Raw genomic sequence first — 25,587 nt, 5'->3', positions numbered from 1 at the left:
AGAGGGGGCGTCGCAGCGTCTCCGTACATGTACCCTACGTGTCGCACCGACGGGGTGTGGCGCAGCTTGGTAGCGCGTCCGCTTTGGGAGCGGAAGGCCGTGGGTTCAAATCCCGCCACCCCGACCAGCATGATCCCCCGCGCTCCGACCTCGCGGGTTCTTGATCACGTTGTGGGCCTGATCCCACGTGCGGTTACTATGCAAGCTGCGTGCCCGTGTGTCTTTCTGACCGGGCCCATCGGCCGGAACCGCCCCGCGCGGCTCCGCCGGAATCCAGGAATCAGCCACAAGGAGACCGAACCGTGAAGAGCGCCGTGGAGACCCTGAACCCGACCCGGGTTCGGCTCACTGTCGAGGTGCCCTTCGAGGAGCTCAAGGACAGCCTCGACGCGGCGTACAAGAAGATCAACCAGCAGGTCACGGTCAAGGGCTTCCGCAAGGGCAAGATCCCGGCTCGTGTGATCGACCAGCGGTTCGGTCGCGGCGCCGTGCTGGAGGAGGCCGTCAACGACGCGCTCCCGAAGTTCTACACCGAGGCCGTGAACGAGGCCGAGGTCAACCCGCTGGGCCAGCCCGAGGTCGACATCACGGAGCTGAAGGACGGCGAGCTGCTCTCCTTCACCGCCGAGGTCGACGTCCGCCCGACCATCGAGATCCCGGACTACTCCGGCATCGAGGTCGAGGTCGACGCCATCGAGGTCACCGACGAGGACGTCGAGAAGTCCGTGGAGCAGCTCCGCGAGCGCTTCGCGTCGACCAACCCGGTCGAGCGCGCCGCCGTCGAGGGTGACGTCGTCACCGTCGACCTGACCGCCAAGGTCGAGGGCGAGGTGCTGCCCGACGGCATCGCCGACGGCGTCTCGTACACCATCGGCTCCGGCGAGCTGCTCGACGGCATCGACGCCGCCGTCACCGGCCTGGAGGCCGGTGGCGAGGCCACCTTCACCTCCGAGCTGAAGGGCGGCTCGGCCGCGGGCAAGGAGGCCGAGGTCACCGTCAAGGTCACCGCCGTCGCCGCCCGCGAGCTCCCCGAGCTGGACGACGAGTTCGCGCAGATGGCGTCGGAGTTCGACACCCTCGACGAGCTCAAGGCCGACAGCCGCAAGCGCCTCGAGAACATGAAGCAGTTCGACCAGGCCACCCAGGCCCAGGAGCGCGTCCTGGAGAAGTTCCTGGAGCTGGCGGAGATCCCCGTCCCCGAGAAGCTGCTCGAGGACGAGGTCAACACCCGCAAGCACAACCTGGAGCACCACCAGCTCGGCCAGATGGGCCTGAGCCTGGAGAAGTACCTGGAGCTCCAGGGCAAGACGGTCGAGGAGTTCGAGACCGAGACCAAGGAGCAGGCGGTCAAGGGCATCAAGACCCAGTTCCTGCTCGACGAGCTGGTCTCCAAGGAGGAGCTGAACGTCGAGCAGGAGGAGCTCACCGAGCACCTGTTCCGCCGTGCCGCCTCCTCCGGCATGTCCCCCGACCAGTTCGCCCAGGCCGTCGTCCAGGGCGGCCAGGTGCCGATGCTGGTCGGCGAGGTCGCCCGCGGCAAGGCCCTCGCGGTCGTCGTCGAGGCCGCCAAGGTCGTCGACACCAACGGTGAGGTCGTCGACCTCTCCGACGACGAGGACGAGGTCGAGGCCGCCGCCGAGACGGTCGAGGCCGTCACCGGCGAGGCCGAGGTCGCCGAGGAGAAGTAGGCCCCACCAGGCCGACGCCGGGGCTCGCGCCCCGCGCGCTCCGTATCGCGCCACGGGCCCGGACGCACTGCTGTGCGGCCGGGCCCGTGGACGTAGGCGGACCTTTTATGCGCCGCCAACTACCTTGCGCTCCCAGCGAACAGTTCGGGAACCGGGATGGCGTTGTCCCACCTGCGCGTTAGGGTCCATGGATACGGGGGCACTGCCCTCTGAACGAGACGCTGAGACGGCCCGGGGCCGTCGGAGACGAGCAGGTGGATACGTGACGAATCTGAAGCCTTACGCCGCGGGTGAGCCGTCCATCGGTGGCGGCCTCGGCGACCATGTCTACAACCGGCTGCTCGGCGAGCGCATCATCTTCCTCGGCCAGCAGGTCGACGACGAGATCGCCAACAAGATCACCGCCCAGATGCTCCTCCTGGCCGCCGACCCGGAGAAGGACATCTTCCTCTACATCAACAGCCCCGGTGGCTCCGTGACGGCCGGCATGGCCGTCTACGACACCATGCAGTACATCCCCAACGACGTCGTGACCATCGGTATGGGCATGGCGGCCTCGATGGGCCAGTTCCTGCTCACCGGCGGCACCCCCGGCAAGCGCTTCGCGCTGCCGAACACCGACATCCTGATGCACCAGGGCTCCGCCGGCATCGGCGGCACCGCCTCCGACATCAAGATCCAGGCCGAGTACCTCCTTCGCACGAAGAAGCGCATGGCCGAGATCACCGCGCACCACTCCGGCCAGACCGTCGAGGCGATCATCCGCGACGGCGACCGTGACCGCTGGTTCACCGCGGAAGAGGCCAAGGACTACGGCCTCATCGACGACATCATCACGCACGCCGCGGGCGTTCCGGGTGGCGGCGGCACGGGCGCCTGAGGCGCCGGCAGCCCCCGAAGAGCCCCAGCCCCCCGCCGAACGCCACCAGGACGGTGAACACCCAGATGCAGAACAACCTCTCCCCGAGCGGCCTCTACACCGGCGCGCCGATGGACAACCGCTACGTCGTCCCGCGCTTCGTCGAGCGCACCTCGCAGGGCATCCGCGAGTACGACCCGTACGCGAAGCTCTTCGAGGAGCGCGTGATCTTCCTCGGCGTGCAGATCGACGACGCCTCCGCCAACGACGTCATGGCGCAGCTGCTGTGCCTGGAGTCGATGGACCCGGACCGCGACATCTCGATCTACATCAACAGCCCCGGTGGCTCCTTCACCGCGCTCACGGCCATCTACGACACGATGCAGTTCGTGAAGCCGGACATCCAGACGGTCTGCATGGGCCAGGCGGCCTCCGCCGCGGCCGTGCTGCTCGCCGCCGGCACCCCCGGCAAGCGGATGGCCCTGCCGAACGCCCGTGTGCTGATCCACCAGCCCTCCGGCGGCACCGGCCGTGAGCAGCTCTCCGACCTGGAGATCGCGGCCAAGGAGATCCTGCGGATGCGTGACCAGCTGGAGACCATGCTGGCCAAGCACTCCACCACGCCGATCGAGAAGATCCGCGAGGACATCGAGCGCGACAAGATCCTCACGGCCGAGGACGCCCTCGCGTACGGCCTGGTCGACCAGATCGTCTCGACCCGCAAGAGCACGGCCGCCGCGGCGCACTGACGCCCGACCTTCCCCTGGCACGGAGCGCGTGGCCGAATCGCGACCATGTGAACCGTGCCAAGGGGGGCCCGAACGGGGGGCCCGGCAAGGTACCGTCGAATATGAGGCACCAGGAGTCGCTGAACCAGGCGCTCCCAGGCGAAGGGGAAGCACCTCGTGGCACGCATCGGTGATGGCGGCGATCTGCTCAAGTGCTCGTTCTGCGGAAAGAGCCAGAAGCAGGTGAAGAAGCTCATCGCGGGACCCGGTGTGTACATCTGCGACGAGTGCATCGACCTCTGCAACGAGATCATCGAAGAGGAACTCGCGGAGACGAGCGAGGTGCGGTGGGAGGAACTCCCCAAGCCCCGCGAGATCTACGAGTTCCTGGAGGGGTACGTCGTCGGCCAGGAGCCGGCGAAGAAGGCCCTCTCCGTCGCCGTGTACAACCACTACAAGCGCGTCCAGGCCGGCGAGAACGGCGGCGCGCAGGGCCGTGACGACGCCATCGAACTGGCCAAGTCCAACATTCTGCTGCTGGGCCCCACGGGCTCCGGCAAGACGCTCCTGGCCCAGACGCTGGCCCGGATGCTCAACGTCCCCTTCGCCATCGCCGACGCGACGGCGCTGACGGAGGCCGGCTACGTCGGCGAGGACGTCGAGAACATCCTGCTCAAGCTGATCCAGGCCGCGGACTACGACGTCAAGAAGGCCGAGACCGGCATCATCTACATCGACGAGATCGACAAGGTCGCCCGTAAGAGCGAAAACCCGTCGATCACGCGCGACGTCTCCGGCGAGGGCGTGCAGCAGGCCCTCCTGAAGATCCTGGAGGGCACCACGGCCTCGGTGCCGCCGCAGGGCGGACGGAAGCACCCGCACCAGGAGTTCATCCAGATCGACACGACGAACGTGCTCTTCATCGTGGGCGGCGCCTTCGCCGGCCTGGAGAAGATCATCGAGTCGCGGGCGGGCGCCAAGGGCATCGGCTTCGGGGCGACCATCCGCTCCAAGCGCGAGATCGAGGCGAGCGACCAGTTCCAGGAGGTCATGCCGGAGGACCTGGTGAAGTTCGGGATGATCCCCGAGTTCATCGGCCGTCTCCCCGTCATCACCTCGGTCCACAACCTGGACCGCGAGGCGCTCCTGAAGATCCTCGTCGAGCCGCGCAACGCGCTGGTGAAGCAGTACCAGCGGCTCTTCGAACTCGACGGCGTCGAGCTGGACTTCGACCGCCCGGCCCTGGAGGCCATCGCCGACCAGGCCATCCTCCGCGGCACCGGCGCGCGCGGCCTGCGCGCCATCATGGAGGAGGTCCTCCAGTCGGTGATGTACGAGGTCCCCTCCCGCAAGGACGTGGCCCGCGTCGTCATCACCGCGGACGTCGTCCGCAACAACGTGAACCCGACCCTGGTCCCCAGGATCGTCAAGAACGACGGCCGCCACGAGAAGTCGGCGTAACCGCACGGCACACGCGAAGGGGCGCCCCACCGGAATCCGGCGGGGCGCCCCTTCACGTATGGCGCGTGCGTCAGATCTTGACGCGGACTTCCTTGCGGAGCTTGGCGGCGATGGCGGCGACCTCGTCGATGGTGCCGCCCTTGCCGGCCATCATGTCGGCCAGGTTGAAATGCATCACGTAGCCGAGCGTGCTGTGGTCGCCCCAGACGCAGACAGGCATGGTGACCTCCTTGGGGCCAAGGCCCCCGGACTCCTCGCCGGTCTTGGACTTGACCTCCTGGCACTTCATCACGGCGCCGTCGAGGCCCTCAGGCGTGACCGTCTTCGGGTCGCCGACGAGCTCGCCTTCGTTCTTGTCCTTCTCGGCCTCCATCTCGGCCTTCATGCCGGCGAAGACGTTGTCGACGGTCTTCTCGGGGTCCGAGATCTCGCCGTAGGCGCCGCCAAACATCAGCATCTTGCCCGCGAGCGGGTTGCTGGCGTCCTTCACCTGGTAGCTGCCGTTGGCTCGCTGAGGGTTCTTGACGCCGAACTTCTCCGCGTCCTTGATGAAGTCGTCCTCGTCGGACTTGGACTCGTCCGGAGCCTTCTTGTACTCGGTCAGCACCGTCTCCGGCGTCACCAGCTTGTGCGGGCCGTCGTTCGCGACCGACGCGCCGCCACCGCCGCCGATCAGGAAGTACGCGCCGACGGCGATCGCCGCGACGACGGCGACCGCGCCGATGATGAGCGGGGTCTTGGACTTCGCCGGGGCCGGCGGGTGGGGCACGTAGCCGCCGGGGCCCTGGGGGGCGCCGTACTGCGGCTGCTGGCCGTAGGGGTTCGGCTGCTGCTGCGGGTAGCCGTACGGCTGCTGCGGCGGCACGCCCTGCGGGGCCTGCTGGGGGTAGCCGTAGCCGGGCTGACCCTGCGGCTGCCCGTAAGGGCCGGGCTGCTGACCGTAGGGCCCGGGCTGCTGAGGCTGCTGGCCCCCGTACGGACCCGGCTGGTTGTAGCTCATCTACTGCTTCCCCTCACAGGACGTTTATGCGTAGCGAACATCCTGGCGGAAGCCGTCCCGTGGTGGGGCGGCGGGGGGCACACCGTTACCGAACAATCGCGTTTCGGGACACGACCGTCGCACCCCTAAACTGGGCCCGTGACCGAGAACACTCAGCAGCAGACAGCAGCCACCACCGAATTGCCGACCCAGTACACGCCGGCCGAGGTAGAGGGGCCGCTGTACGAGCGCTGGGTGGAGCGCGGCTACTTCGAGGCGGACGCGAAGAGCGAGAAGCCTCCGTACACCATCGTCATCCCGCCACCGAACGTCACCGGCGCCCTGCACCTGGGCCACGCCTTCCAGGTGACGCTGATGGACGCCCTGACCCGCCGCAAGCGCATGCAGGGCTTCGAGACGCTCTGGCTGCCGGGCATGGACCACGCCGGCATCGCGACCCAGAACAAGGTCGAGCAGCAGCTCGCCGAGGAGGGCAAGTCCCGCCACGACCTGGGCCGTGACGCGTTCGTCGAGCGCGTCTGGCAGTGGAAGGAGGAGTACGGTGGCCGGATCCTCGGCCAGCTCCGCCGTCTCGGCGCCGGCCTCGACTGGTCGCGCGAGCGCTTCACCATGGACGAGGGCCTGTCCAAGGCCGTCCAGAAGATCTTCAAGGACCTCTACGAGGACGGCCTGATCTACCGCGCCGAGCGCATCATCAACTGGTGCCCGCGCTGTCTGACGGCCATCTCGGACATCGAGGTCGAGTACCAGGACGACGCCGGCGAGCTGGTCTCCATCCGGTATGGCGAGGGCGAGGACAGCCTCGTCGTCGCCACCACCCGTGCCGAGACGATGCTCGGCGACACCGCCGTCGCCGTCCACCCCGAGGACGAGCGGTACAAGCACCTGGTCGGCAAGCAGATCAAGCTGCCGCTGACCGACCGCACGATCCCGGTCGTCGCCGACGAGCACGTCGACCCTGAGTTCGGCACCGGCGCCGTCAAGGTGACCCCGGCGCACGACCCGAACGACTTCGAGATCGGCCGCCGCCACGACCTGCCGTCCCTGACGGTCATGGACGAGCACGGCGTGATCACCGTCCACGGCCCCTTCCTCGGCCTGGACCGCTTCGAGGCACGCTCGGCGATCGTCGGCGCGCTGAAGGAGCAGGGCCGGATCGTCGCCGAGAAGCGCCCGTACATGCACTCCGTCGGCCACTGCTCGCGCTGCAAGACGACCGTCGAGCCGCGCCTGTCGATGCAGTGGTGGGTCAAGGTCGGCCCGCTGGCCCAGGCCGCCGGCGACGCCGTCCGCGACGGTTCCGTCGACATCCACCCGAAGGAGCTCTCCAAGCGCTACTTCGACTGGGTCGACAACATGCACGACTGGTGCATCTCGCGCCAGCTGTGGTGGGGCCACCGCATCCCGATCTGGTACGGCCCCGAGGGCCAGGTCGTCTGCGTCGGACCCGACGAGGAGCCGCCCGGCACCGAGGCCGAGGGCTGGACCCAGGACCCCGACGTCCTGGACACCTGGTTCTCCTCCGGCCTGTGGCCGTTCTCCACGCTCGGCTGGCCGGAGAAGACCCCGGACCTGGCGAAGTTCTACTCGACCGACGTCCTGCTCACCGGCCACGACATCATCTTCTTCTGGGTCGCCCGGATGATGATGTTCGGCCTGTACGCGATGGACGGCGAGGTGCCGTTCAAGACGGTCGCCCTCACCGGCCTCGTCCGCGACGAGTTCGGCAAGAAGATGTCGAAGTCGAACCCGAACGCGGTCGACCCGATCACCTGGATGGACGCGTACGGCTCCGACGCCGTCCGCTTCACCCTGGCCAACGGCGCCACGCCCGGCGCCGACGTCCCGATCGGCGAGGACTGGGTCAAGGCGTCCCGGAACTTCGCCAACAAGATCTGGAACGCGACCCGCTTCGCGCTGATGAACGGCGCCACGATCGAGGGCCCGCTGCCGGACGCCTCCGAGATGTCGGCGACGGACCGCTGGATCCTGTCCCGCCTCAACGAGACGGTCGCGCGGGTCGACGCGTACTACGACGACTTCCAGTTCGCGAAGCTGAGCGAGTCGCTCTACCACTTCGCGTGGGACGAGGTCTTCGCCTGGTACGTCGAGCTGTCCAAGACCACGTTCTTCGCCGGCGGCGAGGGCGCCAAGGTCTCGGGCCGCGTCCTCGGCGAGGTCCTGGACGTCATGCTGCGCCTGCTGCACCCGATCGTCCCCTTCGTCACCGACACCCTGTGGACCACGCTCACCGGCGGCGAGTCCCTCGTCGTCGCCGACTGGCCCAAGGACAGCGGCTTCCGCGACGAGGCCGCCGAGAAGGAGATCGAGCTGGTCCAGCGGGTCGTCACCGAGGTCCGCCGCTTCCGCAAGGAGCAGGGCCTCCAGGACGCCCAGAAGGTGCCCGCCCGTCTCGACCTGGGCGGTACGGCGCTGGTCGCGCACGAGGCGGCCATCCGCCAGATCCTGCGCCTCCAGCCGGAGGGCGACTCCTTCGAGGCCACCGCCTCCCTGCCGGTCGCCGGTGCCACGGTCTCGCTCGACCTGTCGGGCACGATCGACGTCGCCGCCGAGCGCAAGCGGCTCGCTAAGGACCTGGCCGCCGCCGAGAAGGAGAAGGCCCAGGCCGAGGCCAAGCTCGGCAACGAGGCGTTCCTGGCGAAGGCCCCCGACAACGTCGTGGACAAGATCAAGGGCAGGCTCGCCAAGGCGGACGAGGACATCGCCCGCATCCAGTCCCAGCTGGACACGCTGCCCCGGGCGTAACGCGTGCGGAGGAAGGGCCCGGGACCGAGAGGTCCCGGGCCCTTCCGCGTCCCCGATCCCGCAGGAAACGGGACGTAGTGCCTGATCTCACAGCAGACGGGACTTCGGGTCCACGGCGTCGGGACCAAGGACCCTGGATGATGGAGACATGGTCCGCCTCCCCGCCGTCCCCGCGTCGCTGCGCCGCCGTGTGGACCGGTGGGCCGGCTCGCCCCGCGCCCTGGACGTCGTCGCCGCGCTGAGCGCCTTCGGGCTCATGGTCCTGGACGTGCCGGGGCTCGCCCGGGAGGACAACTCCCTCACCGGCGTCACCGCCACCCTGGTCCTCGCCGCCGGCGCCGCGACCCTGGTGCTGCGGCGGCGGGCGCCCTGGGTGCCGTACGTCGTGGCGCTCGGGCTGATGGGCTGGCTCCACGAAGTCACCATGATCCAGTTCGCGCTCTACTCGATCGGGCGCTTCCGGGGCCGACGGGCCGCGGTCGTCGCGACCCTGCTCTACATCGGGGTGGCGTACGCCTACTTCCAGACGCCCGGCTGGCCCGCCGCGCACCACGGCGACACCCTCAGCGACTTCCTCAGCGTGATCGTCCCGATCGGGGTGCTCGCGGCGGGCGTCGGCATCGCCGCCTACCGCCAGGACCTGGTGCGCGCCCTGGAGGTCCAGCGGCGCGAGGCGGCCGCCCGGCAGGCCGTCCAGGAGGAGCGCATCCAGGTCGGACGGGACGTCCACGACCTGGTCGGGCGCGAGCTGACCGTGCTCGCGGTGCGGGCCGAGGTGCTCGCCGTGCGGGCCCGGGGCGACGCCCACCAGAAGGACTTCGAGGAGCTGGCGGACACCGCCCGGCGCGCCCACCTGATGCTGAACGAGACGATCGTGCGGCGCGCCGACCGGGAGGGCGCCACGCCCGGTCTGGAGGGCCTCGCGGACCTGGCCGCCGAGAGCGAGCGGATGGGCAGTCCGGTGGAGCTGGACGTGACCGAGGACGGGAAGGCGCTCTCGCCGCTGCGGCAGGCCGCGGTCTACCGCGTGGTCCAGGAGTGCCTGACGAACGCGGCGAAGCACGCGCCGGGCCTGCCGGTGCGGGTCGCCATCGGCGTCGCCGGTGCGGACCTGTGGATCGAGGTCCGCAACCCGCTGCCGCGGACCCCGCCGGACCGCGCCCCCGTCTCCACCGGCACCGGCCTCGTCTCGATGGACGAGCGCGTGGCCAGCATGGGCGGCACCCTCACGGCGAGGGAGAAGGACGAGGCGTACGTGGTCCGGGCGACGCTGCCGTCCGGCCTGCCGCGCCGCTGAGCCGGAGGCGTGCCGCGCGGGCGGCCGAGGCCCTCGGTCCCGCCCCACCTCGTACGGTCTGACGGGCCCGTACCGCGCGGGCCGCCAAGGCCCGGGCCGGGCACATCCCCGTATGGCCTAACGGGCCCGCACCGCCTTGCCCAGCACCCGCTGGAGGCCGTCGAAGTCCTCCACGCAGCGGCCCGAGCCGAGGGCCACGCAGTCCAGCGGGTCGTCCGCCACGAAGACCGGGATGCCCGTGGCCGAGGCCATCCTGAGGTCCAGGCCCGGCAGCAGCGCGCCGCCGCCGGTGAGGACGATGCCGTGCTCCATCACGTCACCGGACAGCTCCGGCGGGCACTCCTCCAGCGTCGCCCGCACCGCCGCGACGACCGCCTCCACCGGCTCGTCCAGGGCCGCGCGGACCTCCGGCACGGACAGCTCCACCGTGCGCGGCAGGCCGCTGACCTTCTCCCGGCCGCGCACCGTGAAGGCGCTCCGCTCGAACTCCTCGCCGCCCGGCACCGGCCACGCCGAGCCGATCGCCACCTTCACGTCCTCCGCCGTCCGCTCCCCGATCAGCAGCGAGTGCTCCTTGCGGACGTGGTCGGTGATCGCCGCGTCGAAGCGGTCGCCGCCGACCCGCAGGGACTGCGCGGTGACGATCCCTCCCAGCGAGATCACCGCCACCTCCGTCGTCCCGCCGCCGATGTCGACCACCATCGAGCCGCGCGGGTCGGAGACCGGCAGCCCCGCCCCGATCGCCGCCGCCATCGGCTCCTCGATGAGGTGGACGGCCCGCGCGCCCGCCGAGACCGAGGCGTCCACGATGGCCCGTCGCTCGACCGGGGTGACCCCGCTGGGGACGCACACGACCATCCGGGTGCGGGGGAGCCTGCGCCCCGGCACCGCCTTGCGGACGAAGTGCCGGATCATCTCCTCGGCGGCCTCGTAGTCGCTGATCACCCCGTCCCGCAGGGGCCGGACCGCGGTGATCGACCCGGGTGTCCGGCCGATCGTCTCCTTCGCCTCCGCGCCGACCGCGAGCGCGTGCCGGGAGCCCTCCTGGACCGCCACCACGGACGGCTCGTTGAGCACGATGCCGCGCCCGCGCGCGTAGAGGAGGGTGTTGGCCGTGCCGAGATCGATGCCTATGTCCATGATCGCCAAGTTTGCCGGGCGGCCCCCGTGGACGGCGGGCCGAAGGTCCCGAACGGGGTGGGCCGATGGTCCTGTCGGTGGGTCTCCGTAGACTTGGCTCCGTGAGTGACCCGAGCGACCCGCGCGACCACGCCGCCGACGAGCACGCCGACGACTTCGACGACCTCGTCGACGAGGCGACCAGCCGAGACCCCGACCTGGCGGTGATCGAGGCCGGCAGCCGCACCCTGCGCACCCAGGCCGGACCCCCGCAGGGCGACCCCGTGCCGACCCGCCCCGAGGACCCGGAGCTGGACAAGGCGCTCCGCGAGGTCGAGACCGAGCTCTCGACCCGCTGGGGCGAGACCAAGCTGGAGCCGTCGGTCAAGCGGATCGCGGCCCTGATGGACGTGCTGGGCGAGCCGCAGCGCGCGTACCCCTCGATCCACATCACGGGCACCAACGGCAAGACGTCGACGGCCCGGATGATCGAGTCCCTGCTCGGCGCCTTCGAGCTGCGCACCGGCCGCTACACCTCGCCGCACGTGCAGACCATCACCGAGCGGATCAGCCTGGACGGCGCCCCGATCTCCGCCGAGCGGTTCATCGAGACGTACCAGGACGTGAAGCCGTACGTCGAGATGGTCGACGCCCGGGAGGAGTACCGGCTCTCGTTCTTCGAGGTCCTCACCGGAATGGCCTACGCGGCCTTCGCGGACGCCCCGGTCGACGCGGCCGTCGTCGAGGTCGGCATGGGCGGCACCTGGGACGCGACCAACGTGATCGACGGCTCCGTCGCCGTCGTCACCCCGATCGACCTGGACCACACCGACCGGCTCGGCGAGACCACCGGTGAGATCGCCGGCGAGAAGTCCGGCGTCATCAAGCAGGGCGCTACCGTCATCCTGGCCCAGCAGCCGGTGGACGCCGCCCAGGTGCTCCTGAAGAAGGCCGTCGACGTCGACGCGACGGTGGCCCGCGAGGGCATGGAGTTCGGCGTGGTCTCCCGCGAGGTGGCCGTCGGCGGGCAGCTGCTGACGCTGCGCGGCCTCGGCGGCGAGTACGACGGGATCTTCCTCCCGATGTACGGCGCCCACCAGGCGCACAACGCGGCCGTGGCGCTCGCCGCCGTCGAGGCGTTCTTCGGCATCGGCGCCGAGCACGCCCGCACCCTCGACGTCGAGACCGTCCGGCGCGCCTTCGCCCACACCACGTCGCCCGGCCGTCTGGAGGTCGTCCGCTCCTCCCCGACGGTCATCCTGGACGCCGCGCACAACCCCCACGGGGCCCGCGCGACCGCCGAGGCCGTCTCCGAGGCCTTCGGCTTCTCCCGGCTCATCGGCGTCGTCTCCACCAGCGGCGACAAGGACGCCCGCGGGCTCCTGGAGGCGTTCGAGCCGATCTTCGCCGAGATCGTGATCACCCAGAACTCCACCTCCCGTGCCACCGACGCCGACGCGCTCGCCGCCGTCGCCGTCGAGGTCTTCGGCGAGGACCGGGTCGTCGTGGAGCCGCGGCTGCCCGACGCCCTGGAGGCGGCGATCACGCTCGCCGAGGAGGAGGCCGAGTACGGCGGCGCCGGCGTGCTGGTGACCGGTTCGATCTTCACGGTCGGCGACGCCCGGCTGCTGCTCAAGAGGGGCTGACCCGGAAATGCGCACGCTCTGCTCCTCCACGCTCATCGGCGAGTTCTTCGTCATCGGCTTCGCCGGCCTCGTCGCCATGAAGGACGACGGCCTCAGCACCTCCACCGTCTGGTGGGTGTGCGGCGTCGCGATGGTCCTCTCCGTGCTGCTCTGCGGGATGATCACCCGCCCCGGTGGCGTCCAGCTCGGCTGGGCGCTCCAGATCGGGCTGATCCTCAGCGGCTTCTTCGTCCCCGTCATGTACTTCCTCGGGGCGGTCTTCGCCGTCCTGTGGTGGTGCTCGGTGCACTACGGGCGCAAGGTGGACGAGATCAAGGCCCGCTGGGCCGTCTCGAACGCCGCGGGCCAGGGCTCCGCAGGGCCTGACGCTGCGTGACGGGGGGCGGGGCGGGCCCTGTAGATTCATAGGCCCGCACACCCCTCCCGAAGGAGTTCCCCCCGTGAGCCAGCGCACGCTCGTCCTGCTCAAGCCCGACGCGGTCCGCCGCGGCCTGGTCGGCGAGATCATCGGCCGCATCGAGCGCAAGGCCGGCTGGACCCTCGCGGCCCTGGAGCTGCGCGAGCTGGACCAGGAGACGCTGGAGCAGCACTACGGCGAGCACAAGGGCAAGCCCTTCTACGAGCCGCTGATGGGCTTCATGTCCTCCGGTCCGGTCGTCGCGCTCGTCGTCGAGGGCGAGCGGGTCATCGAGGGCGTCCGCCGGCTGGCGGGCCCGACCGACCCGATCGCCGCCGCCCCGGGTTCCATCCGCGGCGACTTCGGCACCATCGTCCGCGAGAACCTCATCCACGCCTCGGACTCCGAGGAGTCCGCCGCGCGCGAGCTGAAGATCTTCTTCCCCGGCCTGGCGTGACGTCCGGTCCCGCACGACGTTCCGGCTGACCCACCGTCAGCCGAACGGAAGCACCTGGTGGGGCGACCGAAGGAATTCGGCCGCCCCCAGGCATATGAACGCCAATCCCGGGAACGGATCGCCGCGTCCTACCGTCACCTAGTACAGAGGTGGACCAGCGCGCGCCATCCGCGTGAGCGGCACTACGATGAAAACTCTTCGCCGCACCACCCTCAGCCATGGGAAACAAGGGGAACTTCATGTCGTTCATCGGCCGTGACATGGCTGTCGACCTCGGGACCGCCAACACGCTGGTGTACGTCAGGGGTCGAGGCATCGTCCTCAACGAGCCGTCCGTCGTCGCGATCAACACCAACACCGGCGGGATCCTCGCGGTGGGTGCCGAGGCGAAGAAGATGATCGGCCGGACCCCCGGCAACATCGTCGCCGTGCGTCCGCTCAAGGACGGCGTCATCGCCGACTTCGAGATCACCGAGCGGATGCTCCGCTACTTCATCCTGAAGATCCACAAGCGGCGCTACCTCGCCCGCCCCCGTGTCGTGGTCTGCGTGCCCTCCGGCATCACCGGCGTCGAGCGCCGCGCCGTCATCGAGGCGTCCACCCAGGCCGGCGCCCGCCAGGTGCACATCATCGAGGAGCCCATGGCCGCGGCCATCGGTTCCGGCCTCCCCGTCCACGAGGCCACCGGCAACATGGTCGTCGACATCGGCGGCGGCACCACCGAGGTCGCGGTGATCTCCCTCGGAGGAATCGTCACGGCACAGTCCATCCGGGTGGCCGGCGACGAGCTGGACAACGCGATCATCCAGCACATCAAGAAGGAGTACTCCCTCCTCCTCGGCGAGCGCACCGCCGAACAGATCAAGATCACGATCGGTTCGGCCTACGACCTGGAGCAGGACGAGCACACCGAGATCCGCGGCCGCGACCTCGTCTCCGGCCTCCCCAAGACCGTCGTCATCTCGGCCGCCGAGGTCCGCAAGGCCATCGAGGAGCCGGTCAACGCGATCGTCGACGCGGTGAAGACCACCCTGGACAAGTGCCCGCCCGAGCTCTCCGGTGACGTGATGGACCGCGGCATCGTTCTCACGGGTGGGGGCGCCCTGCTGCGCGGCCTGGACGAGCGGCTCCGCCGCGAGACCGGCATGCCGATCCACATCGCCGAGGACCCGCTGGACTCGGTGGCCCTCGGATCCGGCAAGTGCGTCGAGGAGTTCGAGGCGCTCCAGCAGGTCCTGGACGCCCAGCCGCGCCGCTGACCCGTCGGCCGGGCGCGAGCCCGTACGGTACGAACATCTGCACAACGAACCACGAGGAAGGGCACGGCCGCCGCACGTGAGGGACACACGAGAGAGCCGGCTGCTCCTGGTGCTGCTGGTCGCCGTCGCGTTCGCGCTGATCACGGTGGACATCCGCGGCGGCCAGGAGTCGCCGGTCGACGGCGCCCGGCAGGCCGCCGCCGCCGTCTTCGGCCCGGTCGAGAACGGCGTCGCGGCGGCGGTCGACCCCATCGGCAACGCCATAGGCGCCGTCCGCGACTCCGGCGAACGGCACACCCGGATCGCCGCCCTGGAGAAGGAGAACGCCGAGCTCAAGGCGGAGCTCGGCAGCGACGACCGCAACCGCAACCGGCTGCGCGAACTCGACTCCATGCTCAAGACCGCCGGCGCCGGCCAGTACGGCATCAAGGGCGCCCAGGTCATCGCCATAGGAGCGGCCCAGGGCTTCTCCTGGACCGTCACCATCGACGTCGGTGCCCGCGACGGCATCCAGCGCGACATGACCGTCCTCAACGGCTCCGGACTCGTCGGCCGGGTCACCACCGTCGGCCCGTCGACCTCCACGGTCCTCCTCGCCAACGACCCCGACTTCACCGTCGGCACCCGCATGGAGAAGACCGACGAACTCGGCTTCGCCACCGGCCAGGGCGACCGGCCGCTGCTGGTCCAGCTCCTCAACGGCAAGGCCAAGGTGAAGGCGGGCGACCGCCTCGTCACCTTCGGCTCGCGCGCCGACAAGCCCTTCGTGCCCGGCGTCCCGGTCGGCGAGGTCGTCCGCGTCGACCCCGCGGGCGGCGGTCTGACCCGCAACGTCTACGTCCGCCCGTACGTCGGCTTCACCAAGCTCGACATCGTCGGCGTCGTCGTCCAGGCCCCCCGCTCCGACCCGCGCGACACGGTGCTCCCGCAGAAGCCGAAGCCCGCGCCGACCGTCACCGTCACGGTCACCGCGAAGCCGCCCGCCGAGGGCGAGCAGCCGCAGGGGGAGAAGGCCGACCAGCCGCTCACGGGGCAGGCCGAGAAGCCCGCCCAGGACCAGCAGCAGCCGCAGAACGAGAACCCGAACGACCAGGGGGACGCGACACCGTGAAGTTCAACCGCATCCTCCTCTCCGCGACCCTGATCGTCGTCGCGCTCGTCGTCCAGGTCTCCGTCCTCGCCCGGCTCCAGCTCCCCGGCGCCGTACCGGACCTCGTCCTCCTCACCGTCGTCGCCCTCGCCCTCGTCCACGGGCCGGTCACCGGCTCGCTCGTCGGCTTCTCCGCCGGCCTCCTCGCCGACCTGGCCCCGCCCGCCGACCACGCCGCCGGCCGCTACGCCCTGGTGCTCTGCGTCGTCGGCTACCTGGTCGGCCTCGTCCGGCCCGAGAACGGCCGCTTCACCTCCGCCGTCGGCCCGATGGCCGCCGTCGTCGGCGCGGCCGTCGGCTCCACCCTGCTCTACGCGGGCGTCGGCGCCCTCGTCGGCGACACCGCGGCCCGCCACGTCGGCCTCGGCTCGCTGCTCTTCACCGCCGTGATCTACGACCTGCTGCTGGCGCCCTTCACGGTGCCGCTCATCATGGCGTTGGCCCGCCGCGCCGAGAACGACCCGGTCGCCGACGCCACCGGCTCCGGCGGCACCGACGTCTCCTCCGGCTGGCTCTCCTCCGGCACCGGCCTGAGGATCGGCACCCAGCGCGGCGGACTGCGCGTCAAGTCCGCCCGCGCCCGCGCGACGCGCGCCGGACGCATCAAGGGAGTCAAGCGACTGTGACCGAGGGGGCACCGGCAGCATGAGCAACATCCCCGAGACCGGAAGGACCCCCCGGGTCCAGACCCGGCTCGTCGTCATCCAGATCCTCGTCTTCTCGCTGCTGCTCACCCTGGGGGGCCGGCTCTGGTACCTCCAGATCCGCAACGGCAAGGAGTACACGGACGAGGCCAAGAACAACCACGTCCAGCAGGTCGTCCAGCCCGCCGTCCGCGGCTCCATCCTCGACGCCCGGGGCGTCCCGCTCGCCGACAACGAGACCCGCCTCGTGGTCTCCGCCTCGCGCACCGAGCTGATGAAGATGAAGGACGACGGCAAGGCCGTCCTCACCCGGCTCGCCGGCGTCCTCGACATGAAGCCCGAGGACGTCATCAACAAGATCCGGCTCTGCGACTCCAAGACGCCCAAGCCCTGCTGGAACGGCTCGCCCTACCAGCCGATCCCGGTCACCGACGAGGCCACCACCCAGCAGGCCCTCCAGATCCGCGAGCGCGCCGAGGACTTCCCCGGCATCACCGCCGAGCCGACCGCCGTCCGCCGCTACCCGGCCCCCGGCGAGTCCCGCACCTCGCAGGTCCTCGGCTACCTCTCGCCGGTCACCGACCAGGAGATCGAGAAGGCCAAGGACACCGACTCGCCGTTCCTCCGCTCCGACCAGGTGGGCCGCTCCGGACTGGAGCGCACCTACGACAAGGAGCTGCGCGGCAAGGCCGGCGTCACCCGCTACGAGGTCGACAACCTCGGCCGCGTCATCGGCCAGGCCAAGTCCGACCCCGCCGTCCCCGGCTCCAACGTCGTCACCTCCATCGACGCCCGCGTGCAGGCGGTCGCCGAGTGGGAGCTGCACAACGCGATGGTCGAGGCCCGCAAGGTGTACGACAAGAACACCAGCGAGAACTACAAGGCCGACGCCGGCGCCGTCGTCGTCATGGAGACGAAGACCGGCCGGATCGTCGCCATGGCCTCGCAGCCCGACTACGACCCCAACGCCTGGGTCGGCGGCATCTCCGCCAAGGACTACGCGGCCCTCACCGGCAAGAACTCCAACTTCCCGCTGCTCAACCGCGCCATCCAGGGCCAGGCCGCCCCCGGCTCCATCTTCAAGGTCATCCCGACCACGGCCGCGGTCAACGCCGGATACGACTTCAACGGGCGCTACCCGTGCCCGTCCTCGTACTCCATCGGCAACCAGGTCTTCAAGAACTTCGAGTCCCAGGGCCACGGCAGCATCACGCTCGGCGGCGCCCTGGAGGTCTCCTGCGACACCGTCTACTACGCGCTGGCCCACCAGCAGTGGCAGAAGGACGGCGGGATGAAGCCGAAGGCCGACGCCAAGGACTGGTTCTACAAGACGGCCCATCAGTTCGGCCTCGGCGCCGCCACCGGCATCGACCTGCCCAACGAGGTCACCGGACGCGTCCCCGACCGGAAGTGGAAGCAGAACTTCTGGGAGGCCAACAAGGACTACTGGTGCAAGATCGGCAAGCGCGGCGGCAGCTACGTCGAGCAGCTCTCCTACGAGAACTGCCTCGAAGGCAACCTGATGCGCGCCGGTGACTCGGTCAACTACTCCATCGGCCAGGGCGACACCCTCGTCACCCCCATCCAGATGGCCACCATCTACGCCGCCATCGCCAACGGCGGCACGCTGTACAACCCGACCGTCGGCAAGGCGATCGTCAGCCCCGACGGCAAGAAGGTCACCGAGATCGCGCCGAAGTCCCACGGCAAGCTGCCCATGGACGCCCGGACGCAGGACTTGATAGAGGAGGCCCTCGCGGGTGTCGCCACCCGCGGTACGGCCGCCTGGCGGTTCGGCGGCTGGCCGCAGGACAAGATCCCGATGCACGCCAAGACGGGTACCGCCGAGGTCTACGGCAAGCAGACGACCTCCTGGTTCGCCACGTACACCAAGGACTACTCGATCGTCATGACGATCGCCCAGGGCGGTACCGGCTCCGGCGCCTCCGGCCCCGCCGTGCGCAACATCTACGACGCCCTCTACGGCCTCGACGACGCCGGCAACCAGGACCTCAAGCGGGCCCTGCTGCCCACGCCGCAGAAGGCCCTCCCGAAGATCGACGCCGACGGCTCGATCAACGCACCGAAGATCAAGCCGTACGACCCCGAGGCGCAGAAGGTCGACCCCGCCGAGGACGGCGCGGCCGCCCTCGCCGGACCGCCGGCCGCCAACGGACGGAGGGACTGAACCGATGTCCGCACCGCACGGCTTCTCCGTCTCCCGGTACGCCCCCGAGCGCGGCACCCTCGCCAAGCTCACCGCCCGCGACTCGGTGCTCCGCCGGCTCGACTGGCCGATCCTGCTCTCGGCGCTCGCCCTCTCCTTCATCGGGGCGCTCCTGGTGTGGTCCGCCACCCGCGGCCGCACCGAGCTGAACCAGGGCGACCCGTACTACTTCCTCTTCCGGCACCTGCTCAACACCGGCATCGGCGTGGCGCTGATGGTCGGCACGATCTGGCTCGGCCACCGCACCCTGCGCGGGGCGGTGCCGGTCCTCTACGGCCTGTCGATCGTGCTGATCCTCGCCGTCCTCACCCCGCTCGGCGCCACCATCAACGGCGCCCACGCGTGGATCGTGGTCGGCGGCGGCTTCTCGCTCCAGCCCAGCGAGTTCGTGAAGATCACCATCATCCTGGTGATGGCGATGCTGCTGGCCTCCAAGGTGGACGCGGGCGACCAGCTCCACCCGGACCACGGCACCGTCGCCAAGGCCCTGGTGCTCGCCGCCCTGCCCATGGGCATCGTGATGCTCATGCCCGACCTGGGCTCGGTCATGGTGATGATCGTGATCGTGCTCGGCGTCCTGCTCGCCTCCGGCGCCTCCAACCGCTGGGTCCTCGGCCTCATCGGCGCCGGCATCGGCGGCGCGGTCCTCGTCACCGCCCTCGGCATGCTCGACGAGTACCAGATCAACCGCTTCGCCGCCTTCGCCAACCCCGACCTCGACCCGGCCGGCGTCGGCTACAACACCAACCAGGCCCGCATCGCGATCGGCTCCGGCGGCCTCCTCGGCTCCGGCCTCTTCAAGGGCTCCCAGACCACCGGCCAGTTCGTCCCCGAGCAGCAGACCGACTTCGTCTTCACCGTCGCGGGCGAGGAGCTCGGCTTCCTCGGCGCCGGCTTCATCCTCTTCCTGCTCGGCGTCATCCTCTGGCGCGCCTGCCGGATCGCCCGCGAGACGACCGAGCTGTACGGCACGATCGTCGCCGCCGGCATCATCGCCTGGTTCGCCTTCCAGTCCTTCGAGAACATCGGCATGACGCTCGGCATCATGCCGGTCGCCGGTCTCCCGCTGCCCTTCGTCTCCTACGGCGGCTCCTCGATGTTCGCCGTCTGGGTCGCGATCGGACTGCTCCAGTCGATCCGGGCGCAACGGCCGATGACGGCCTGACGCTTCGAGGCATGCCGGGCCGCCCCGGCGGTTAGATTCGGAACATGGCGGAGACGAAGCGCGAGATCGAGCGGAAGTACGAAGCCACCGCGGACACCCGGCTGCCGGACCTCACCCGCGCGGCCGGCGTCGCCTCGGTGACCGGCGAGGGCGTCACCGAACTGGACGCGGTCTACTACGACACGCCCGGCCTGCGGCTCGCGGCCGACTCCCTCACCCTCCGGCGCCGCACCGGCGGGTCGGACGCCGGCTGGCACCTCAAGTTCCCGGTCGCCGTCGGCGTCCGCGACGAGCTCAGGGCCCCGCTCTCGGAGAAGCTCCCGCGCTCCCTGGCGGGGCTCCTGCGTTCCCGCGTCCGCCACGACGAGGTCGTCCCCGTCGTCCGCCTCCGCTCCTCGCGCGACGTGAGGCACCTGCGGGACGAGGACGGCACGGTCCTGGCCGAGGTGTCCGTCGACACCGTCCGCGCCGACCGCCTCCTGGGGACGTCCGGCGCGACCGCCGCCTGGACCGAGATCGAGGTCGAACTCGCCGACGACGCCGACCCCGCCGTCCTCGACGCCGTCGAGAAGCGGCTGCGGAAGGCCGGCGTCCACCCCTCCGACGCCCCCTCCAAACTGGCCCGCGCCCTCCACGAGACCGGTGGGGGACCGGCGGAGAAGGAGACGGCGGCCCCCGACGACGGCTCCGCGGGCGCCGCGGTCCTCGCCTACGCGCGCGAACAGGTCGACGCGCTCGTCCGGCTCGACCCCGCCGTCCGCCGCGAGCTGCCCGACGCCGTGCACCAGATGCGGGTCGCCTGCCGGCGGCTGCGCAGCGCCTTCAAGACCTACCGCAAGGTCCTCGACCGGGACGTCACCGACCCGGTCGGCGCCGAACTGAAATGGCTCGCCGGTGAACTCGGTCACGCCCGGGACCAGGAGGTCCTGGCCGCCCGGCTGAGCGACGCGCTCGACGCGCTGCCCCGCGAGCGGCTCGACGGCCCGGTCCGCGGCCGGCTGCGCCGCTGGGACCGGGCCCGCTCCGCCGGGGCCCGCCGCCGCACCCTCGACGCCCTCGACTCGCCCCGCCACCTCGCGCTCCTCGACGCCCTCGACCGCCTGCTCGCCGACCCGCCGCTGCGCCCCGGGGCGCGGAAGAAGGCCACGAAGGCGCTGCCCCGGGCGATCCGCCGCGACCACGGCAGGCTCGCCGACCGGATCGGCCCCGCCCTCGCCCTCGACCCGGGCCACGAGCGGGACGTCGCCCTCCACGAGGCCCGCAAGGCCGCCAAGCGGGCCCGGTACGCCGCCGACGCCGCCGCCCCGACCCTCGGCAAGCCCGCGAAACGGTTCTCCAAGAGGGTGAAGGCCGTCCAGAGCCTCCTCGGCGACCACCAGGACGCCGTCGTCGCCCGCGCCGCCCTCCGCGACCTCGCCACCGAGGCCGAGACCGCCGGCGAACCCTCCTTCACCTGGGGCGTTCTCCACGAGCGCCAGGAGGCGGCCGCCGCGGCGAGCGAGCGGGAGCTGCCGGGGGTGTGGGAGCGGGCCGAGGCCCCGGGGATCCGGGCGGCGCTGAGCCGCTGAGCACCGGGGTACGCTTGAGAGTCGCCCCCCTGCCAGCTCACGAAGGTTCGAGATGTCTGCTGCCGAGTCTGTCTTCCCGCAGCTCGAAGCTCTGCTCCCGCACGTGCAGAAGCCGATTCAGTACGTCGGTGGAGAGCTGAACTCCACGGTCAAGCCGTGGGAGTCCGCCGACGTCCGCTGGGCGCTGATGTACCCGGACGCGTACGAGGTCGGCCTGCCCAACCAGGGCGTCATGATCCTCTACGAGGTGCTGAACGAGCGCGAGGGCGTCCTCGCCGAGCGCACCTACAGCGTGTGGCCGGACCTCGAAGAGCTGATGCGCGAGCACGAGGTGCCGCAGTTCACGGTCGACAGCCACCGCCCGGTCGGTGCCTTCGACGTGTTCGGCCTGTCCTTCTCCACGGAGCTGGGCTACACCAACATGCTCACCGCCCTCGACCTGGCGGGCATCCCGCTGGAGTCGAAGGACCGGACGATCGACCACCCCATCGTGCTCGCCGGAGGCCACGCCGCCTTCAACCCCGAGCCGATCGCGGACTTCATCGACGCGGCGATCATCGGCGACGGCGAGCAGGCCGTCCTGGACATGACCGAGATCATCCGCCGGTGGAAGGCCGAGGGGCGTCCGGGCGGCCGCGAGGAGGTCCTCCTCCGTCTCGCGAAGACCGGCAGCGTCTACATCCCGGCGTTCTACGACGTCGAGTACCTGCCGGACGGCCGCATCGGCCGCGTCGTCCCCAACCGCTCGGGCGTGCCGTGGCGGGTGTCCAAGCACACCGTCATGGACCTCGACGAGTGGCCGTACCCCAAGCAGCCCCTCGTGCCGCTCGCGGAGACCGTCCACGAGCGCATGTCCGTCGAGATCTTCCGCGGCTGCACCCGCGGCTGCCGCTTCTGCCAGGCCGGCATGATCACGCGCCCCGTGCGGGAGCGAAGCATCACCGGCATCGGCGAGATGGTGGAGAAGGGCCTCAAGGCGACGGGCTTCGAGGAGGTCGGCCTCCTCTCCCTGTCCTCCGCGGACCACACCGAGATCGGCGAGATCGCGAAGGGCCTGGCGGACCGCTACACCGAGGACAAGGTGGGCCTGTCCCTCCCCTCGACCCGCGTCGACGCCTTCAACGTCGACCTGGCCAACGAGCTGACCCGCAACGGCCGTCGCTCGGGCCTCACCTTCGCCCCCGAGGGCGGCTCCGAGCGCATGCGCAAGGTCATCAACAAGATGGTCTCGGAGGAGGACCTGATCCGGACCGTCGCCACCGCCTACGGCAACGGCTGGCGCCAGGTGAAGCTGTACTTCATGTGCGGCCTGCCGACCGAGACCGACGAGGACGTCCTCCAGATCGCCGACATGGCGATCAACGTCATCGCCAAGGGCCGCGAGGTCTCCGGGCAGAACGACATCCGCTGCACCGTCTCCATCGGCGGCTTCGTGCCCAAGCCGCACACCCCCTTCCAGTGGGCCCCGCAGCTGTCGGCCGAGGAGACGGACGCGCGCCTGCTCAAGCTGCGCGACAAGATCCGCGGCGACAAGAAGTACGGCCGCTCGATCGGCTTCCGCTACCACGACGGCAAGCCCGGCATCGTCGAGGGCCTGCTCTCCCGCGGTGACCGCCGCATCGGCTCCGTCATCCGCGCGGTCTACGAGGACGGCGGCCGCTTCGACGGCTGGCGCGAGCACTTCTCGTACGACCGCTGGATGGCCTGCGCCGAGAAGACCCTCCCCGAGCAGGGCGTGGACGTCGCCTGGTACACCACCCGCGAGCGCTCCTACGAGGAGGTCCTGCCCTGGGACCACCTGGACTCCGGTCTCGACAAGGACTGGCTGTGGGAGGACTGGCAGGACGCCCTCGACGAGACCGAGGTCGAGGACTGCCGCTGGACCCCGTGCTTCGACTGCGGCGTCTGCCCGCAGATGGACACCCACATCCAGATCGGCCCCACCGGCAAGAAGCTCCTGCCGCTGACCGTGGTGAAGTAGCCGCGTAACGCCTTGGTGACGGCCCGGCGGAGGGGAAACCCTCCGCCGGGCCGTCGTCGTCATTCCCGACATGAACACGGAAAACCCGGGCTGTCTCACCGGGGCGGCCCGCGCCGTCGCCCTCGTGGTCGTCCTGCCCGTCCGACTGCTCTGGGACGCGCTCGTCTGGTGCGGCCGGCAGCTCTGGCGGTGGATCCTCGCCCCCGTCGGCCGCGCCCTCGGATGGCTCGTCCACCACCTGCTCGTCATCCCCCTGCGATGGCTGTGGGAGTGGGTGCTCGTCCCGGTCGGCAAGGCCGTGTGGTGGGTGGTCGACCTGCTGGTCGTCACCCCGCTGCGATGGCTGTGGGAGTGGGTGCTCGTCCCGGTCGGCAAGGCCGTGTGGTGGGTGGTCGACCTGCTGCTCGTGACCCCGCTGACCTGGCTCTGGCGGTACGTCCTCGGCCCCGTCCTGCGCGTCGTCGGCGCCGCCCTCGCCTGGGCCTGGCGCGTCGCCGGGGAGATCTCCCGCGCCGTCGGCCGCGCGCTGCGATGGGTGCTCTGGCACGCGATCGGCCGACCCCTCGTGTGGATCCACCGGGTGATCCTGGCCCCGGTCGGCCGCCTGCTGCGCCGGTACGTGTGGGAGCCGGTCGCCACCGTCGCCCGGGCCGTCCGCGCCGCCGCCCGCGAGGTCCGCACGGCGCTCTTCGGCGGCCCCCGCTGAGCCGTCGCCGACCCCGCCGGGGAACCCGAGGTGGCCCGGGCGCGTACTCTGGGTAGTACAACGAACGTCCCCGGCGCGGCGCCCGCCCCCGAGATCTCCCCGCCCGACGGGGGTGATCCGGGCGGGAGCCCACGGGACGTCCCGAGACTTCCGGGCGGAGCGCCACCGCGCCCGCCCCGCACCGAGGAGAAGAACCACTGGGCAAGCGACAGCCCGAAGGCCCGCCGCCCGCACCGGCGGTGCAGCGCATCCGTCTGCGCTACACCAAGCGCGGCCGCCTCCGGTTCACCAGCCACCGCGACTTCCAGCGCGCCTTCGAGCGCGCCCTGCGCCGCGCCGAGGTGCCCATGGCGTACTCGGCCGGCTTCACCCCGCACCCCAAGGTGTCGTACGCCAACGCCGCCCCCACGGGTACGGGCTCCGAGGCCGAGTTCCTGGAGATCGCCCTCACCGAGCACCGCGACCCGGAGACCCTGCGGGTCCTGCTCGACGAGTCCCTCCCGGCCGGACTCGACATCACCGACGCCGTGGAGGCCCGCACCTCCGGCCTCGCCGACCGGCTCACCGCCTCCGTGTGGGAGCTCCGGCTCGACGGCGTCCCCGTCGACGACGCGCGCAAGGCCGTCGACGCCTTCCTCGCGGCCGAGACCGTCGAGGTACAGCGCAAGACCAAGAACGGCATCCGCACCTTCGACACCCGCTCCGCCGTCGCCGAGCTCGTCGCGGACCGTCCCCAGGGCGATCCCCAGGGTGATAGGCCCGCCGACGATGCCTGTGCGATACTGCGGCTGGTTGTTCGGCACGTGACACCTGCCGTGCGACCCGACGACGTCCTGTCCGGTCTCCGAGCTGTGGCCGACCTGGCGCCGCCGGTCCCCGCAGCGGTGACCAGGCTGGCGCAGGGGCTCTTCGACGAGGAGTCCGGCACGGTGACCGACCCGCTCGCGCCCGACCGCGAGGCAGTCACGGCCGCAGCTACCACGGCCGCCGCGACCGCCCCGGCGACGGCGCCGGAGGCAGGCCCCGCGTAGGGGACGGAGTCGAGCGCAGCCCTGGCACTCGGGAGCCACCTGGGTCGGGCCGCGCATGGACCAGGAGACTTTCGCCAGGCCGTACGCATCGGGCGTACGGAACCGGCGAGCCAGACATTCAGCTCCCGTGCGGCGCCCGCGCCCCGGACGGCGGCACCGCGCTCGACGCGCGTCCGTGCCGCCACCGGAATCCGACGCGGCGCCCGGGAGCGTGACGGGAGAACCGCCCGCATGCTCGAAAACACCAACGAGACCGCCGACAACAACGACAGCAACGCCCCCGGTGACAAGCTGCCGCCGCGCCGTCGGCGCCGCGCCGCTTCCCGGCCCGCCGGCCCGCCGGTGACGGCCGCCGGCGAGACCGCCGAGGCCACCGAGGTCGTCGAGACCACCCCGGAGCCGGCCGCCGAGACCCCGGCCGCCGAGCCGGAGGCCGCT

General features: G+C 70.9%; 21 protein-coding genes and 1 tRNA gene. 20 read left to right on the top strand and 2 right to left on the bottom strand.

What is annotated here, in order from left to right:
- Window positions 1–50 precede the first annotated feature (50 nt).
- The 5 genes from IE321_RS07430 (at window position 51) to clpX (ending at window position 4,736) form a co-directional block, all read left to right on the top strand.
- A tRNA-Pro gene (locus tag IE321_RS07430) sits at window positions 51–127 on the top strand.
- Window positions 128–302: 175 nt separating this feature from the next.
- A complete protein-coding gene (tig, locus tag IE321_RS07425) occupies window positions 303–1,688 on the top strand; it encodes a trigger factor (RefSeq protein WP_190222214.1) in 1,386 nt (461 codons plus the stop codon).
- A 262-nt stretch (window positions 1,689–1,950) separates the two neighbouring features.
- The gene (locus tag IE321_RS07420; protein WP_043221565.1) at window positions 1,951–2,568 is read left to right on the top strand and encodes an ATP-dependent Clp protease proteolytic subunit; all 618 of its coding nucleotides are present in this window, start codon (window positions 1,951–1,953) and stop codon (window positions 2,566–2,568) included.
- Between the two features lie 65 nt (window positions 2,569–2,633).
- Window positions 2,634–3,296 carry an ATP-dependent Clp protease proteolytic subunit gene (locus IE321_RS07415; RefSeq protein ID WP_043221639.1) on the top strand — a complete coding sequence of 221 codons (663 nt, stop codon included), beginning with the start codon at window positions 2,634–2,636 and terminating at the stop codon, window positions 3,294–3,296.
- 156 nt (window positions 3,297–3,452) lie between these two features.
- Window positions 3,453–4,736 carry an ATP-dependent Clp protease ATP-binding subunit ClpX gene (gene clpX, locus IE321_RS07410; protein WP_030494070.1) on the top strand — a complete coding sequence of 428 codons (1,284 nt, stop codon included), beginning with the start codon at window positions 3,453–3,455 and terminating at the stop codon, window positions 4,734–4,736.
- A 70-nt stretch (window positions 4,737–4,806) separates the two neighbouring features.
- Here the strand turns inward: clpX and IE321_RS07405 are convergent, their stop codons facing one another.
- Window positions 4,807–5,736: a hypothetical protein gene (locus tag IE321_RS07405; RefSeq protein WP_190222213.1), complete on the bottom strand. Its 930-nt coding sequence runs from the start codon at window positions 5,734–5,736 to the stop codon at window positions 4,807–4,809.
- Window positions 5,737–5,874: 138 nt separating this feature from the next.
- Between IE321_RS07405 and IE321_RS07400 the strand changes: the two genes are divergently transcribed.
- Together IE321_RS07400 and IE321_RS07395 are read left to right on the top strand one after the other, a co-directional pair.
- Complete coding sequence (locus IE321_RS07400; RefSeq protein WP_190222212.1) at window positions 5,875–8,502, top strand: valine--tRNA ligase; 2,628 nt, start codon at window positions 5,875–5,877, stop codon at window positions 8,500–8,502.
- Between the two features lie 148 nt (window positions 8,503–8,650).
- Window positions 8,651–9,799, top strand: a complete 1,149-nt coding sequence (locus tag IE321_RS07395) for a sensor histidine kinase (protein ID WP_190222211.1) — start codon at window positions 8,651–8,653, stop codon at window positions 9,797–9,799.
- A gap of 117 nt (window positions 9,800–9,916) precedes the next feature.
- Here the strand turns inward: IE321_RS07395 and IE321_RS07390 are convergent, their stop codons facing one another.
- Window positions 9,917–10,939: a rod shape-determining protein gene (locus tag IE321_RS07390; RefSeq protein ID WP_190222210.1), complete on the bottom strand. Its 1,023-nt coding sequence runs from the start codon at window positions 10,937–10,939 to the stop codon at window positions 9,917–9,919.
- Between the two features lie 65 nt (window positions 10,940–11,004).
- On the opposite strand from IE321_RS07390, the gene folC reads away from it, so the two are divergent.
- From folC to IE321_RS07325, 13 genes are all read left to right on the top strand, one after another.
- Window positions 11,005–12,564 carry a bifunctional tetrahydrofolate synthase/dihydrofolate synthase gene (folC, locus tag IE321_RS07385; protein ID WP_284715292.1) on the top strand — a complete coding sequence of 520 codons (1,560 nt, stop codon included), beginning with the start codon at window positions 11,005–11,007 and terminating at the stop codon, window positions 12,562–12,564.
- A 7-nt stretch (window positions 12,565–12,571) separates the two neighbouring features.
- Window positions 12,572–12,940 carry a DUF4233 domain-containing protein gene (locus IE321_RS07380; RefSeq protein ID WP_043221551.1) on the top strand — a complete coding sequence of 123 codons (369 nt, stop codon included), beginning with the start codon at window positions 12,572–12,574 and terminating at the stop codon, window positions 12,938–12,940.
- Between the two features lie 64 nt (window positions 12,941–13,004).
- Window positions 13,005–13,418, top strand: a complete 414-nt coding sequence (ndk, locus tag IE321_RS07375; RefSeq protein ID WP_043221549.1) for a nucleoside-diphosphate kinase — start codon at window positions 13,005–13,007, stop codon at window positions 13,416–13,418.
- 239 nt (window positions 13,419–13,657) lie between these two features.
- Window positions 13,658–14,677, top strand: coding sequence for a rod shape-determining protein (locus IE321_RS07370; protein ID WP_019886273.1), 1,020 nt, complete (start codon window positions 13,658–13,660; stop codon window positions 14,675–14,677).
- A gap of 76 nt (window positions 14,678–14,753) precedes the next feature.
- On the top strand, window positions 14,754–15,788 hold the full coding sequence (mreC, locus tag IE321_RS07365; RefSeq protein ID WP_190222209.1) for a rod shape-determining protein MreC: 1,035 nt from the start codon (window positions 14,754–14,756) through the stop codon (window positions 15,786–15,788).
- Complete coding sequence (gene mreD / locus IE321_RS07360; protein ID WP_043221545.1) at window positions 15,785–16,453, top strand: rod shape-determining protein MreD; 669 nt, start codon at window positions 15,785–15,787, stop codon at window positions 16,451–16,453. Before mreC ends, mreD begins: the two co-directional genes overlap by 4 nt.
- Window positions 16,454–16,472: 19 nt before the next feature.
- Window positions 16,473–18,659 carry a penicillin-binding protein 2 gene (gene mrdA, locus IE321_RS07355; protein ID WP_190222208.1) on the top strand — a complete coding sequence of 729 codons (2,187 nt, stop codon included), beginning with the start codon at window positions 16,473–16,475 and terminating at the stop codon, window positions 18,657–18,659.
- A gap of 4 nt (window positions 18,660–18,663) precedes the next feature.
- Window positions 18,664–19,863, top strand: a complete 1,200-nt coding sequence (gene rodA / locus IE321_RS07350; RefSeq protein WP_043221540.1) for a rod shape-determining protein RodA — start codon at window positions 18,664–18,666, stop codon at window positions 19,861–19,863.
- Between the two features lie 44 nt (window positions 19,864–19,907).
- Window positions 19,908–21,431: a CYTH and CHAD domain-containing protein gene (locus IE321_RS07345; RefSeq protein WP_190222207.1), complete on the top strand. Its 1,524-nt coding sequence runs from the start codon at window positions 19,908–19,910 to the stop codon at window positions 21,429–21,431.
- Window positions 21,432–21,483: 52 nt separating this feature from the next.
- Window positions 21,484–23,412: a TIGR03960 family B12-binding radical SAM protein gene (locus tag IE321_RS07340; RefSeq protein ID WP_043221537.1), complete on the top strand. Its 1,929-nt coding sequence runs from the start codon at window positions 21,484–21,486 to the stop codon at window positions 23,410–23,412.
- 70 nt (window positions 23,413–23,482) lie between these two features.
- Window positions 23,483–24,118, top strand: coding sequence for a hypothetical protein (locus IE321_RS07335; RefSeq protein ID WP_190222206.1), 636 nt, complete (start codon window positions 23,483–23,485; stop codon window positions 24,116–24,118).
- A 239-nt stretch (window positions 24,119–24,357) separates the two neighbouring features.
- Window positions 24,358–25,149, top strand: a complete 792-nt coding sequence (locus tag IE321_RS07330) for a TIGR03936 family radical SAM-associated protein (RefSeq protein WP_043221535.1) — start codon at window positions 24,358–24,360, stop codon at window positions 25,147–25,149.
- A gap of 231 nt (window positions 25,150–25,380) precedes the next feature.
- A partial coding sequence (locus IE321_RS07325; RefSeq protein WP_190222205.1) for a hypothetical protein occupies window positions 25,381–25,587 on the top strand: 207 nt, incomplete at its 3' end.

This window comes from Streptomyces hydrogenans, assembly GCF_014656075.1.
Classification (GTDB): domain Bacteria; phylum Actinomycetota; class Actinomycetes; order Streptomycetales; family Streptomycetaceae; genus Streptomyces; species Streptomyces hydrogenans.
This window is presented reverse-complemented; position numbering and strand designations above follow the sequence as displayed.

What these genes read in the sequence shown, in the direction of transcription:
- IE321_RS07415 (WP_043221639.1), top strand. Translation starts at nt 2,634, where the DNA reads ATGCAGAACAACCTCTCCCCGAGCGGCCTCTACACCGGCGCGCCGATG.
- IE321_RS07405 (WP_190222213.1), bottom strand. Translation starts at nt 5,736, where the DNA reads ATGAGCTACAACCAGCCGGGTCCGTACGGGGGCCAGCAGCCTCAGCAG.
- IE321_RS07395 (WP_190222211.1), top strand. Translation starts at nt 8,651, where the DNA reads ATGGTCCGCCTCCCCGCCGTCCCCGCGTCGCTGCGCCGCCGTGTGGAC.
- IE321_RS07390 (WP_190222210.1), bottom strand. Translation starts at nt 10,939, where the DNA reads ATGGACATAGGCATCGATCTCGGCACGGCCAACACCCTCCTCTACGCG.
- folC (WP_284715292.1), top strand. Translation starts at nt 11,005, where the DNA reads ATGGTCCTGTCGGTGGGTCTCCGTAGACTTGGCTCCGTGAGTGACCCG.
- IE321_RS07380 (WP_043221551.1), top strand. Translation starts at nt 12,572, where the DNA reads ATGCGCACGCTCTGCTCCTCCACGCTCATCGGCGAGTTCTTCGTCATC.
- IE321_RS07370 (WP_019886273.1), top strand. Translation starts at nt 13,658, where the DNA reads ATGTCGTTCATCGGCCGTGACATGGCTGTCGACCTCGGGACCGCCAAC.
- mrdA (WP_190222208.1), top strand. Translation starts at nt 16,473, where the DNA reads ATGAGCAACATCCCCGAGACCGGAAGGACCCCCCGGGTCCAGACCCGG.
- rodA (WP_043221540.1), top strand. Translation starts at nt 18,664, where the DNA reads ATGTCCGCACCGCACGGCTTCTCCGTCTCCCGGTACGCCCCCGAGCGC.
- IE321_RS07345 (WP_190222207.1), top strand. Translation starts at nt 19,908, where the DNA reads ATGGCGGAGACGAAGCGCGAGATCGAGCGGAAGTACGAAGCCACCGCG.
- IE321_RS07340 (WP_043221537.1), top strand. Translation starts at nt 21,484, where the DNA reads ATGTCTGCTGCCGAGTCTGTCTTCCCGCAGCTCGAAGCTCTGCTCCCG.
- IE321_RS07335 (WP_190222206.1), top strand. Translation starts at nt 23,483, where the DNA reads ATGAACACGGAAAACCCGGGCTGTCTCACCGGGGCGGCCCGCGCCGTC.